Source organism: Stenotrophomonas sp. STEN056, assembly GCF_056759635.1.
Genome location: NZ_JBRRDL010000002.1, coordinates 52,756 through 66,235, shown reverse-complemented (window position 1 = coordinate 66,235; position 13,480 = coordinate 52,756). Strand labels below are relative to the sequence as shown.

General features: G+C 65.4%; 9 protein-coding genes. 5 read left to right on the top strand and 4 right to left on the bottom strand.

Translation table 11 applies throughout. The features are described from left to right. Positions 1–219 precede the first annotated feature (219 nt). Positions 220–2,007: a monovalent cation:proton antiporter-2 (CPA2) family protein gene (locus tag ACVOLO_RS01735; protein ID WP_481568551.1), complete on the bottom strand. Its 1,788-nt coding sequence runs from the start codon at positions 2,005–2,007 to the stop codon at positions 220–222. 322 nt (positions 2,008–2,329) lie between these two features. On the opposite strand from ACVOLO_RS01735, the gene mgtE reads away from it, so the two are divergent. The 3 genes from mgtE (at position 2,330) to ACVOLO_RS01720 (ending at position 7,892) form a co-directional block, all read left to right on the top strand. Continuing rightward, positions 2,330–3,700, top strand: a complete 1,371-nt coding sequence (gene mgtE / locus ACVOLO_RS01730) for a magnesium transporter (protein WP_481568550.1) — start codon at positions 2,330–2,332, stop codon at positions 3,698–3,700. 459 nt (positions 3,701–4,159) lie between these two features. Then, complete coding sequence (locus ACVOLO_RS01725; protein ID WP_481568549.1) at positions 4,160–6,865, top strand: bifunctional acetate--CoA ligase family protein/GNAT family N-acetyltransferase; 2,706 nt, start codon at positions 4,160–4,162, stop codon at positions 6,863–6,865. Between the two features lie 292 nt (positions 6,866–7,157). Continuing rightward, a complete protein-coding gene (locus ACVOLO_RS01720; protein ID WP_481568548.1) occupies positions 7,158–7,892 on the top strand; it encodes an alpha/beta fold hydrolase in 735 nt (244 codons plus the stop codon). 27 nt (positions 7,893–7,919) lie between these two features. Here the strand turns inward: ACVOLO_RS01720 and ACVOLO_RS01715 are convergent, their stop codons facing one another. Further along, the gene (locus tag ACVOLO_RS01715; protein WP_481568547.1) at positions 7,920–8,807 is read right to left on the bottom strand and encodes an NmrA family NAD(P)-binding protein; all 888 of its coding nucleotides are present in this window, start codon (positions 8,805–8,807) and stop codon (positions 7,920–7,922) included. 122 nt (positions 8,808–8,929) lie between these two features. Here ACVOLO_RS01715 and ACVOLO_RS01710 point away from each other — a divergent pair, with 122 nt between their 5' ends. Continuing rightward, the gene (locus ACVOLO_RS01710; RefSeq protein ID WP_481568546.1) at positions 8,930–9,847 is read left to right on the top strand and encodes a LysR family transcriptional regulator; all 918 of its coding nucleotides are present in this window, start codon (positions 8,930–8,932) and stop codon (positions 9,845–9,847) included. Positions 9,848–9,885: 38 nt separating this feature from the next. On the opposite strand, the gene dkgB is transcribed toward ACVOLO_RS01710, so the two are convergent. Together dkgB and ACVOLO_RS01700 are read right to left on the bottom strand one after the other, a co-directional pair. Next, on the bottom strand, positions 9,886–10,689 hold the full coding sequence (dkgB, locus tag ACVOLO_RS01705) for a 2,5-didehydrogluconate reductase DkgB (protein WP_481568545.1): 804 nt from the start codon (positions 10,687–10,689) through the stop codon (positions 9,886–9,888). A 66-nt stretch (positions 10,690–10,755) separates the two neighbouring features. After that, on the bottom strand, positions 10,756–11,970 hold the full coding sequence (locus ACVOLO_RS01700) for an MFS transporter (RefSeq protein ID WP_481568544.1): 1,215 nt from the start codon (positions 11,968–11,970) through the stop codon (positions 10,756–10,758). Positions 11,971–12,095: 125 nt separating this feature from the next. Here ACVOLO_RS01700 and ACVOLO_RS01695 point away from each other — a divergent pair, with 125 nt between their 5' ends. After that, entirely contained in the window at positions 12,096–12,998 is a 903-nt protein-coding gene (locus ACVOLO_RS01695; RefSeq protein WP_481568543.1) for a LysR substrate-binding domain-containing protein, read from the top strand. Positions 12,999–13,480: the final 482 nt, after the last annotated feature.

The window sequence follows — 13,480 nt, the reverse complement described above, 5'->3', positions numbered from 1 at the left end:
GCCAAAGCCAAAGCCAAAGCCAAAGCCAAAGCCAAAGCCAAAGCCAAAGCCAAAGCACCCCTCCCCGGCCCCCCCCTGCTACGCAAGGGAGGGGGCGATTCGTGCGGCGATCAGATCGCAGTGCATCGGCGTTTCCCCCTCCCTTTCACCGAAGGTGAAGGGGAGGGCCGGGGAGGGGTGCAGTTGCTCCTGCTCTTGCGACTCCCCAACCCCGAATCCCTATTCCCGGCCTTCCCCAACATCCGCCTCAAACAGATGCATCAGGTCCGCACGGGCATCGCGTGAGGTCTGCATCACTGCGGCTTCGTCGTCGTAGACCAGGTGCTGGGCCTTGAGCAGTTGCTCGTCATGCTCGCGGAAGCGCTGCACATGGTCGCGGGCGATGTCGGCGGGGATGCCCAGCGCGGTCAACACGCGCTCGCTGGTTTCCAGGCTGGAGCCGAATACTTCGCGGAACGGTTCGGCCGACATGTCCAGCAGCTTCCAGGCGTGCTGGCGGTTGCGGGCGCGGGCCAGCACCGTTGCGCCGGGATACATGCGCCGCACCAGGCGCACCGCGCGCAGGTTGGTTTCGGCATCGTCCATGGCCATCACGAACACGCGGATGTGTTCGGAGCCGGCCGAGCGCAGCAGGTCCGGGCGGGTGGGATCGCCGTAGTACAGCTGGTTGCCGAAACGGCGCAGGTCTTCCACGGTGTCCGGGTCCGCCTCCAGCGCCACGAATGGAATGCGCTGAGCGGTCAGCAGGCGTGCCACGATCTGGCCAAAGCGGCCCATGCCGGCAATCAACACCTGCGGCCGCTGTGCACCGGCATCCTTCAAGGCGGCATCGGGCGCATGCTCCGGGCGTGGTGCCGGCTTGTGCAGCTGCAGGGCGCGCTGCAGGGCAATCATCAGCAACGGTGTGATCGCCATCGACAGGCTGACCACGGCCACCAGCCGGTCGTGGTTGATGCGGCCCAGCAGGTTCGCGCGCTGGGCTTCGTTGAACACCACAAAGGCAAACTCGCCGCCCAGCCACAACACGCTGCCCAGCATCAAGGCGCTGCGCAGGCTCATGCGTGCGGCCAGGCCCAGGGCGACCAGGATGGAGAACTTCACCACCAGCAGCACCGCCACGCCGCCAGCGATCAACAGGGGTTCGGCGGCCACGCGGGCAAGGTCGATGCCCATGCCCACCGCGATGAAGAACAAGCCCAGCAGCAGGCCCTTGAACGGCTCGATCTGCGATTCGATCTCGTGGCGGAATTCCGAATCGGCCAGCAGCACGCCGGCCACGAAGGCACCCAGGCTGGCGCTGAGCCCGGCTTCGGTCATGATCCACGCCGTGCCCAGCACCACCAGCAGGGCAGTGGCGGTGAACACTTCGGGCATGCGCGTGCGCGCCACGATGGCAAACAAGCGGCGCAGCACCGGGCGGCCCAGCACGATCACCAGCGCAAGCACGCCCAGCGCGATGCCGGCGTCCTGCCAGGTGAGGGTTTCGTTGCGCACGCCGCCCAGCAATGGAATGGCCGCCAGCAACGGAATGGCAATCAAGTCCTGGAACAACAGGATGGCGAAACCAAAGCGGCCGTAGTCGCTGTTCAGCGCCTTGTGTTCGGACAGCAGCTGCAGGCCCACCGCCGTGGACGACAAGGCCAGCGCGGTGCCGACCACCAGCGCGCTCTTCCAGTGGAAGTGATACATCAGCAGCAGCCCGCCGAGCACGCTGGCGGTGAGCAGCACCTGCACGCTGCCGCCACCGAACACCGGCCTGCGCATCACCATCAGGCGTGAAGGCGACAGCTCCAGCCCGATCAGGAACAGCAGCATCACCACGCCGATTTCGGCGGCATTGAGGATGCGGTCGGCATCCTGCACGAAGCCCAGCACATGCGGGCCCAGCACCACGCCGGCGGCCAGGTAGCCGAGCACCGCGCCCAGCCCGAAACGCTTGAATACCGGCACGGCGATCACCGCCGCCAGCAGCAGGACCAAGGCCAGTTCGAGACCGCCGCTATGCATGAAAACGTGCTCCGTGGGGCTGTGCAGGTGCACCGGAGTCACAGCGAAACCGGCGCGGACCATTATGCGGGTTGCCCCGTCAACGAAGACGAATGGCGGCCCAATCCATGTACGCCATGGCACCTGCGTGGGTTGACCCTGCCCGCCAACAGGGCCAGACTCGCCCGGCTGCCGGTCCTGCCGCAGCACCTTCCCGGAGTCCAACCCATGTCAAGCGACAGTCGAAGTCGACCTCGATCGACGCCAGCGGTGATGAACGCCTGAAGGGGATGGTTCGTCAGTGCAGGTGTTGCGTGGTCGCAACGCAAACAGGCGAATCAACATGAACCAGAAGCAGCTCCTGCGCCCGGTGGTCGATGCGGCCACCCTGAGCGCACCTCTTGCCGATTTCAACACCGCCGACGCGGTGGAATACCTCAATACCCTGACGCTGCCCAAGGCGGCCGACACGCTGGCGGCGTTGAGTTTGCCGCGTGCGGTCAAGTTGCTGGAAGCCCCGGAGCTGCAGCGCGCAGGGGCGCTGGTGGCGGCGCTGGCACCGGCCCGTGCGGCCGCGTTGCTCGGCTTGATGGCCGATGACCGTGCCACCGACATCGTCCACGAACTCGATGCCGATGAACGCGCACGGCTGATTCCGCTGCTCACGCCTGAAGCCCGGCAATCGATCCAGCTGCTGCTGAGCTACCCGCCCAACACCGCCGGTGCCTTGATGACCACCGAGTTCGTCGGTGTGCCGGCGGATTGGACGGTCGCGCAGACGTTGCAGCACATCCGCGAAGTGGAGCGCACCCGCGAGACGGTCTATGCCATCTACGTGCTCGAGCCGCAGACCAACCGGCTGCAGCAGGTGGTGACCATGCGCCGGCTGATCACGGGTGCCCCGGAGGATTCCATTCTCGACGTGGCCCAGGTGAATCCACCTGTGACCGTTGATGCGTTGCTGGACCAGGAAGAAGTGGCGCAGTTGATCCGGCGCCACGACCTGTTGGCGATCCCGGTGGTGGACGCGCAGCAGCAGATGCTGGGCATCGTCACCGTGGACGACATCCTTGATGCGCTCATCGAGGAATCCACCGAGGACGTACACAAGTTCGGCGGCATGGAGGCACTGGACAAGCCGTACATGCAGATCGGCTTCTTCGAGATGCTGCGCAAGCGTGCCGGCTGGCTGAGCGTGCTGTTTCTCGGCGAGATGCTCACCGCCAGTGCCATGCAGCACTACGAGGACGAACTGGCGCGCGCGGTGGTGCTGACCCTGTTCATCCCGCTGATCATGAGCTCCGGCGGCAACTCCGGCTCGCAGGCGACCTCACTGCTGATCCGCTCGCTGGCGCTGCGCGAACTGCGCCTGCGCGACTGGTGGAAGGTGGCGCTGCGCGAACTGCCGACCGGCGTGGTGCTGGGCAGCATCCTCGGCACCCTGGCCATCATCCGCATCACCGTGTGGCAGTTGGGCGGCCTGCACGATTACGGCGAGCATTGGGTGCTGCTGGCCCTGACCATTGGCGCGGCGTTGATCGGCATCGTCACGTTTGGATCGCTGTCCGGCTCGATGCTGCCCTTCATCCTCAAGCGCCTGGGCTTTGACCCGGCCAGTGCCTCGGCCCCGTTCGTGGCCACGCTGGTGGATGTGACCGGACTGGTCATCTATTTCAGCATCGCCGCGATGATTTTGAGCGGGACGTTGTTGTAGAGCGGGGATTGGGGAATGGGGATTCGCTGAAGCCGGGAGTGGGGAATGGGGATTGGGGAGTCGTAGGAGCAAAAGCAGAAGCAAAAGCAGAAGCCAAAGCAGAAGCCAAAGCAGAAGCACCCCTCCCCGGCCCTCCCCTTGGCCTTCGTCCAAAGGGAGGGAGGTGGTTCGTGCGTTTGGCCAGACCATCAGATCGCAACGCGCCTGCCGTTCCCCCTCCCTTGCGAAGCAGGGGAGGGCCGGGGAGGGGTGCGGTTGTTTTTGCCGTTGCTCTTGCTCTTGCTGTTGCCCTTGCCCTTGCTCTTGCTCTTGCTCTTGCGAATCCCTAATCCCCATTCCCTAATCCCGGCTTTAGCGAATCCCTAATCCCCATTCCCTAATCCCAGCCATTGATCCAAAGCAAGCCGAACGTCCATCCACCCGTGTACCTTTGACCACGTTCCCGCAACTGGCGTCGTCATGAGCACTTATCACCTGCAGACCGTATTCCGCCCCCGTTCGGTTGCCGTCATCGGCGGCAGTCCACGCGAGCGTTCCGCAGGGCGGGCGGTGGTGCGCAATCTGCGGGCCGGGGGCTTTGCCGGGCAGATCGGCTGGGTCAACCCGCGGCATGCCGAAATCGACGGCATGCGCACGGTCAAGAAGCTCAAGGACCTGCCGTGGATACCGGACCTGGTCGTCATCACCGCACCGGCATCGATGGTGCCGCAGGTCGTTGCGCAGGCCGCCGAACTGGGCGTGGCCGCGGCCATCCTGCTCACCGCCGGGCTGGGCAAGGGCCCGGGCTCACTCGCGGCACAAGTTGAGGCCGCAGCGCGGCCCAAGGGCATGCGTGTGCTGGGCCCGCATTGCCTGGGGGTGATCGCGCCGCATGCACGGCTCAATGCCAGCATCGCCGCACACACGCCGCAGGCCGGTGACCTTGCGCTGATTTCCGAATCCAGCGCCATTGCCGCGGCGCTGGTGGAGTGGGGCGTGGCGCGCTCGATCGGCTTTTCCGGCGTGGTGTCGCTGGGCGATGCGTTGGACGTGGACTTCGGCGACCTGCTCGACTATTTCGCTTCGGACTACCGCACCCGCGCCATCCTGCTGTACGTCGATCAGATCAGCGATGCGCGCAAGTTCATGTCCGCCGCGCGTGCAGCGGCGCGTGCCAAGCCGGTGGTGGTGGTCAAATCCGGCCGCCAGCCCACCTGCAACGGCCAGGGCATCACCACGCATTCGCAGGCGCTGGCCGCGTCCGATGCGGTGTACGGCGCGGCGTTCAACCGCGCTGGCCTGCTGCGGGTGAATGCACTGGACGAGTTGTTCACCGCCGCCGAAACCCTGGGCCGGTTGGGCACGTTCCCGGGCCGGCGCCTGGCCATCCTCAGCAACGGTGGTGGCGTTGGCCGCCTGGCGGTGGACCAGTTGCAGGCCCTGGGTGGCTCGCTGGCCGAACTGTCGCCGGCCACCGTCGCGCAGCTGGACAAGGTGCTGCCGGAAGGCTGGTCGCGTGACAACCCGGTGGACATCGTGGTCGATGCCGATGGCGGGCGTTATGCCTCGGCCATTGAAGCCCTGCTGTCCGACGATGCCAACGATGCGGTGCTGGTGATCAATGTGCCGACCGCCTTCACCTCGTCGGCCGATGCTGCCCAGGCACTCACCCACACGCTGGGCCTGCGCTCGCGGCAGCTGCGGGAGAAGCCGGTATTCGCGGTATGGCTGGGCAACGATGACCGCGCCACGGTCACGCTCAACACCGCACGCGTGCCGACCTATCCCAGCGAAGCCGAGGCCGTGCGCGGCTTTCAGCACCTGGTGAAGTACCGCGAGGCGCAGGCGGCGCTGATGGAAACCCCGCCCAGCCTGCCGGCGGATTTCGTGGTGGATGTCGCCGCCGCGCGCGCCGTGGTGGAGGCCGCGCTGGCCAACAACCAGCAATGGCTCGACCCGGTTGCCACGCATGCGTTGCTGCAGGCCTACGGCATCCCTTCGCTGGAAGTGATGGTGGCGCGCGATGCGCATGAGGCCATGGACCTTGCGCAGCCGCTGCTGGAAAAGGGCAAGAGCGTGGCGGTGAAGATCTTCTCGCCCGACATCCCGCACAAATCCGAAGTGGACGGCGTGCGCCTGAACCTGAGCACCTTGCCGGCGGTACAGGCGGCGGCCACGTCCATCCTCAAGCGTGCGCGCGAACTGCGGCCGCAGGCACGCATCGAAGGGGTGATGGTGCAGCCCAGCCTGCAGCGGCCCAAGGCGCGCGAACTGATCGCCGGCATTGCCGACGATCCCGTGTTCGGCCCGGTGCTGGTGTTCGGCCGTGGCGGCACGGCGGTGGAAGTCATCGACGACAAGACCCTGGCGTTGCCGCCGCTGGACCTGCGGCTTGCGCACGAAGTGATTGGCCGCACCCGGGTGTCGCGCATTCTCAAGGCCTATGGCGATGTGCCGGCCGCCGACGAGCGCGCGGTGGCGTTGGTGCTGGTCAAACTGGCACAGCTGGCGGCGGATATTCCGGAAATCCGCACCCTCGACCTCAACCCGTTGCTGGCCGACCGCAACGGCGTGATTGCGCTGGATGCCCGCATTGCCATCACTCCGGTCAAGCGCCTGCACAAGGGCCGCGGCCACCCGCGTTTTGCGATCTTCCCGTATCCCACCGAATGGGAGCACACCATCGCGCTCTCCGATGGTGGCAAGGCCTTCATCCGCCCGGTGCGGCCGGAGGACGATGCCTTGTTCCGCGCGTTCTTCGCGCGCGTCACCGACGACGACCTGCGGCTGCGTTTTTTCCAGTCGGTGAAGCATTTCAGCCACGAGTTCATTGCCCGCCTCACCCAGCTCGACTACGCGCGTTCCATTGCGCTGGTCGCCATCGACCCGAAGAGTGGCGACATGCTCGGCGCGGTGCGGCTGCATGCCGATGCGGACTACAACCGCGGCGAGTACGGCATCCTGATCCGCTCCGACCTCAAGGGCCATGGCATCGGCTGGAAGCTGATGCAGATCATGATCGAGTACGCACGCTGGCAGGGCTTGAACATGGTGGAAGGCCAGGTGCTGCGCGAGAACACCACCATGCTGGCCATGTGCCAGAGCCTGGGGTTCAAGGTGAAATCCGACCCGGACGATTCGACGCTGATGAATGTCACGCTGCCGGTGACCGAGAGCGCGCCGTAGCGGGGGATGCTCCGCTGAAGTTTTTCAGGCGAGCGTGTTGAGCAGGTCGTGGTATTGCCGGAATGACTGAAAGGCACCCCTCCCCGACCCTCCCCTGCGCTTCGCGCAAGGGAGGGGGTGGTTCTGCGTCATCGGTCGGATTGCAGTGCAGGCCGCTTGTCTCCCTCCCTTTGCCGCAGGCAAGGGGAGGGCCGGGGAGGGGTGCTGTTCGCCGTAGCAACAAACCGCTCATTCCCCACAACGTTCCAGCCATGACGCTGCCAGCCGGGCCTGGCCGGTTCAAACTAGCGCCATGGACATCACCCCGACCGGCAACAACCCCGGAAAAATCCCCCTGCTGCTGCTTCCCGGCCTGTTGAACGACGCCACCCTGTGGCGCGCGCAGTTGGACGCACTGGCCGACATCGCCGATTGCCAGGTGGGCGATCTCACCCGTTACGACTCCTTGCGTGCTACCGCCGAAGCCGTGCTGTCGCATGCACCGGACCAGTTCGCCCTGGCCGGGTTCTCGCTTGGCGGCTACATCGCGCAGGAGATCCTGCGTATCGCACCGGAGCGGGTCACGCGACTGGCCTTGCTGGACACCTCGTTCAAACCCGACTCGCCCGAGCGTGCGGCGCAACGGTTGGCGCAGCAGAACAGCGTGCGCCTGCCCGGTACCTTCCACGGCTTCGGCGACAAGCTGATGCGCAGCTACATCGATGCCTCACGCCTGGACGATCACGCACTGATCGATACCGTGCGTGGCATGACCGCACGACTGGGCGCGGAAGTGTTCCTGCGCCAGAGCCGCATCGAACGCATCGATGGCAGCGAGGTACTGCGCGCGTGGCGCAAGCCAACCGTGGTGATCTGTGGCCGCAACGACGCGATCACACCGTTGGCGGTGAGCGAGCAGATGGCGGCGTTGCTGCCGCAGTCCACCTTGGTGGTGATTGACGACTGCGGGCATCTGGCGCCGCTGGAAAAACCCGAGCAGGTGAGTGCGGCCATGCGCGCGTGGCTGCTGCAGGAGGCGGGCGCCTGAGCGCCGCAACCACGCATCGGGGCTGCATCAGTAGGTGAACGCGTCGCGGTGTTTGCGGATGAAATCCGGCCACCGCACGGGTTCGCGGCCGGTGATCTGCTGGAAGTTGTCATGCGTCTGTTCGATGCCGGGGACGCGGCGTTCGGCAACACGGCGGAAGTTGTCGGCCACGCACTCCATGTAGGCCATCTCGGCGCCGGCCCTGCGCATGTCTTCCAGGAAAACCTCCGGGCTCAGGGCGTCATAGCGGAACGGCTGGCCGAGCAGTTCGCTCATCAACGAGGCAACCTCGCCGTAGGATTTCACATCGTAGCCAAGCCGGTAGGTCTGCCCGGCATGCCGCTGCGGCCACAACAGCGCCTGCGCGGCCACGGCGGCGACGTCCTCACCGTCTACCCAGCTGAAACGCGCATCGCCGGTGTATTGCCGGATCACACCGGAAACCACCGCACGCGTGCCGTCGTAACTCAGCAGGTTCTGCATGAAGGCCTCGGGCCGCAGATGGGTGAAGGAGAAACCGTGCCACTCGATGTAGCGCTCCACCAACTGGTGCCATGCCCAGTGGCCGATGCTCGCGTCGTCGCCACCGCATGCGCCCAGGTGCACCACATGCTGCACACCCGCCTGTTTGGCCGCGTCCAGGAACACCTTGCTCTGGCGCAGCATGTCCACGCTGTAGCCAGTGACCAGGAACACGCGGTCGATGCCCTGCAGCGCCGGCAGCAAGCTGTCTTCCCGGTCGAAGTCGAGCATCACGGTGCGGACCCCTTGCGCCTGCAGCGCTGCGGCCCTGGCCGCCGAGCGCACGGCTGCAACCGGCGTGACGATGTTTTCAAGGACGAGATTTCTCAACACTTCCGCGCCGATCTGGCCGGTTGCGCCGGTGACGAGGACGGTGGGGCGTTCGTGGGTCATGGGCTGCCTGGGTGCGCTTGCTCGGGGAATGCGGGCAGCCTATCGTGGCCGCAGATTCCGTTCCGCGATGTTTTCTATCGTTTTTACGGAATCAGATTCCCGAATAAAGGCGCCGCTGACTGATGCATCCTTCCGAACGCTTGAAAGGCCTTGATGTGTTTGTCTGTGTCGCCGAAGCGGGAAGCTTCACCGCGGCAGCGGAGCGGCTGCACCTGACCGCCTCGGCGGTTGGCAAATCCATCGCGCGGCTGGAGGAACGGCTGGGCCGCCGCCTGCTCCATCGCACGACGCGGCGCATGTCGCTGACCGAGGCGGGCATCGCTTTCCACAAAACCTGCATTGCGGTGCTGGCCGAGCTGGAAGAAGCAGAAGTGGCATTGCGCGCGGAAGACACCGAGCCCAGTGGTCGCGTGCGCATCGACCTGCCGGCCGCATTCGGAAGGCTGCAGGCGCTTCCGATCATCCTGGGTTTCTCCCAGGCGTATCCGTTGGCACGGCCACAGGTGTCGTTCTCCGACCGCTTCATCGACCCGGTCGAGGACGGCGTGGACATCCTCGTGCGCATCGGTGGCCCCGCTGCCTGGTCACCGCAGCTGGAACACCGCCTGCTGGGGCATGAGCGGCATGTGTTCTGCGCGGCGCCGGCCTATCTGGCAACGCACGGTAGGCCGGCAACGGCGCAGGATCTGCTCGCCCACCGCTGCATTGCCTACGGCCGCGCGGATGGTTCCATCAGTCCGTGGCGCTTTGCCGGGGAAATGCCCGGCGAGGCCGAGCACCGCGTGATGCCGTCGCCATTGGTGGTAGGCGATGGCGAAGGCCAGGTCACCGCGGCGCTGGTGGGCTGCGGCATCGTGCAGCTGCCCACCTGGCTGGTGCGCAGCCACCTTGAGGACGGCACGCTGGTGGAGGTGCTGCCGCAGCTGGCCGCTGAAGGCTTGCCGCTCACCCTGGCATGGATGAAAAGCCGCCAGGCGCTGCCCACAGTCAGCGCACTGCTGGAAACCCTGGCCGATGGACTGGCGCGGCGTATCCGCTGATGGAAGCAAGCCGCGCCGGGTGAGGGCGATGCGGGGGCTCAATCCCAGTCTGGTGCGATACCTTCCGGGTTGGCCACGCGCTCGCCGCGATCCAGCGTTGCGATCTGCGCCATATCCTGCGCATCCAAACGCAGCTCGGCTGCTTTCAAATTGCCTGCCAGGTTCTCGCGGCGCGTCGATGACGGAATCACCGAATAGCCCTGCTGCAGCGCCCAGGCCAATGCCACCTGCGCGGTGGTTGCCTGATGCCTGCGTGCGATCGCTTCGATCACAGGGTCGTTCAACACCGCGCCGTAGGCCAGGCTCATGAACGCGGTGACGTGGATGCCCTGTTCGCGCAGGTAGGCGATCAACGCGCGGTTCTGCAGGTATGGATGCACTTCGATTTGATTGGTGGCAATCGCGTCGGCGCCAAGAATGTCGATGGCCTGGCGCGTCAGCGCGATGGTGAAGTTGGAAACGCCAATCGCCCTGGTCAGGCCCTGCGACCTGGCTTCGGTCAGTGCACCGAGGAACTCGCGCATCGGCACGGCATTGTTCGGCGACGGCCAATGAATCAAAGCCAGATCAACATGGTCGGTGCGCAGCTTGCGCAGGCTTTCGCGCAGGCTGGTGAGCAGATCATCGTGATGGAAGTTCTCGATCCAGATCTTGGTGGTCAGGAACAATGCGTCGCGCGGCACGTCGCTGCTCGCCAGCGCATCGCCGAGGTCGGCTTCGTTGTCGTAGATCTGCGCGGTGTCGAAGGCGCGGTAGCCCAGCGTCAGCGCATTGTGTACGGAGTCGGTAAGCACCTGGCCTTTCAGGCGGTAGGTGCCAAGGCCGATGGACGGAACAGTCATTGCATTTCTCCAGAGAGCACGCGATGCAGACAACGCCATGCATCGCAAACAGAAAGTAGTAAGCGATCAGTGCGCGGCAACGGCAATGCCATCGGCACGCGCATCCACACCGTCGCGGCGATCCAGGCGGCCGCTGAGTACGGTCAGTGCATACGCGCCGACCACGACCAGCGCGCCCAGCCACGGCGTATGCATCAGGCCGATGTGGTCAACCACCAGCCCGCCCAGCGAGGCACCCAGCGCGATGCCGATGTTGAACGCGGCAATGTTCAGGCCCGAGGCGACATCGGCGGCCTGCGGCACAAAGCGCTGCGCCTGCTTGACCACATACACCTGCAGGCCCGGCACGTTGCCGAAAGCCACCGCGCCCAGCGCCAGCACCGTCAGCAGCACCAACCAGGTGTTGTAGGCGGTGAAGGTAAGCACAAACAACACCAGCGCCAGCAACGCGAAGATGCGCTTGAGTGCGGCAATCGGGCCAAGACGGTCGGCCAGGCGTCCGCCCCACAGATTGCCGATGGCCACCGATACGCCGTACACCAGCAGCACCAGGCTCACCGCATTGGCGGAGAAGCCGGTCACGTCCTGCAGGATCGAGGCCAGATAGGTGAAGGACAGGAAGGTGCCGCCGTAGCCCAACGCGGTAATCGCATAGACCAGCAACAAGCGCGGCTGCGCCAGCACCGCGAACTGCTGGCCGAATGTGGCCGGCGCGCTGCGCGGCAGGTTGCGCGGTACAAACAGCAGGCTGCCGATCAATGCGATCACGCCCAAGGCGGCAACGGCCAGGAAGGTCGCGCGCCAGCCCAGGTGCTGGCCAATGAAGGTGCCCAGCGGCACGCCGGTGACCAGTGCCACGGTCAGGCCGGTGAACATGATGGCGATCGCACTGGCGGCTTTTTCCTTTGGCACCACCGAGGTGGCGATGATCGAGCCGATGGAAAAGAACACGCCGTGCGCGAGGCCGGTGAGCACGCGCGCCACGATCAGCGAACCGTAGCCGGGTGACATCCAGGCAATCAGGTTGCCAACGGTGAACAACACCATCAGCGCAACCAGCAGCGCCTTGCGCGGCACCCGCCCGGTGAGCGCGGTGAGCGCCGGGGCACCCACCGCCACGCCCAGCGCATACAGGGAGACCAACAGACCCGCCGAGGGCAGGCTGACGTGGAGGTCGGCGGCAATGGTCGGGATCAGCCCGACGATGACGAACTCGGTGGTGCCGATGGCGAACGCACCCAGCGTCAGCGCCAACAGAGCAAGGGGGATGCCACGGGACATGGGCGTTTCCGGGAAGGGACGAGGCTGCGCAGTCTGGGTGCCCAACTCTTGCCGAAAAAGCCGTCTTCACGCCAATGACTGTTGATTCGTAGTCAATAATGTCCCGTCTTCCGGCAGGCGCGCCCATGAAAACCACGCTCGACGAAATGCAGGCCTTCATCGCGGTGATCGACGCCGGTTCCATCACCGCCGCGGCCGAGCAGCTGCAGCAGACCACGTCCGGCGTCAGCCGGGCGTTGGCGCGGCTGGAAGAGAAGCTGGGCACCACCTTGCTGACCCGCACTACCCGTCGCCTGCACCTGACCGAAGAAGGCGAGGCCTTCCTGGCGCAATCGCGCGCCATCGTCGCCTCGGTGGAGGCGGCCGAAGCGCAGATTGCCGCACGCCGTGAGCGGCCATCCGGTCGCCTGCGCGTGGATGCGGCCATGCCGTTCGTGCTGCATGTCATCGCACCGCTGGTGGCCGGTTACCGCGCCCGCTACCCGGAGGTCGCGCTGGAGCTCAACAGCAGCGAGCGCTACATCGACCTGCTCGAACGCCGCACCGACGTGGCGATCCGCATCGGGCCGCTGGCGGATTCCACCCTGCACGCGCGGCCGTTGGCGCACAGCCGCCTGCGCGTACTCGCCAGCCCGGCGTATCTGCAACAGCACGGCACGCCAAGGAACCTGGCACGGCTGCGCGAGCATGCCCTGCTGGGCTTCAACGAACCGGATTCATTGAACCACTGGCCATTGCGCGAAGAGGACGGCACGTTGCTGCATGTACGCCCGGTGCTGGCAGTGTCCAGCGGCGAAACCCTGCGCCGGCTGGCGCTGGAAGGCGTGGGCATCGTCTGCCTGTCCGACTTCATGACCGAACGCGACCGCGAAGCCGGCACGCTGCTGGAAGTGCTGCCCAAACAGACCGTGGAAGTACGCCAACCGATCCACGCCGTGTACTACCGCAACACCGCGGTATCCGCGCGGATAACCTCGTTCCTGGATTATCTGGCGCAGGCACTGGCGAACGCATCGTTTGCGCGGTGAGACGCAGCGAAGCCGCTTCGCTTGAGCCCCTCTCCCCGTTGCGGGAGAGGGGTTGGGGAGAGGGGAGATCGAAGTAGGTTTGATGATTGAGCATTCGGCTTTCCGAAGTCATTGGCTAAGCCAACAGCCAAAGCCAAAAAATCATAAGCCAAAGCCAAAAAAGCCAAAGGCCAAAGCTCCCCTCATCCACCCCTGCGGGACACCTTCCCCCAAAAAGGGGGCTGCAGTCCCGCGCGCGGGAGAAGTGAAACAAGAGCCGCGTCCGCGTGAGCGTCACATTGTCCGCGCTGCTCCCTCAGCAGGTGCTTTGGCTGCTTCGCTTATTCGCTTAAGCCCCTCTCCCCTAGCGGGAGAGGGGTTGGGGAGAGGGGAGATCGAAGTAGGTTTGATGATTGATCACCGTACTTTCCGAAGCCATTCGCAAAGCCAAAAATCAAAAGCCAAAGCCAAAGCCAAAGCCAAAGCCAAAGCCAAAGCCAAAG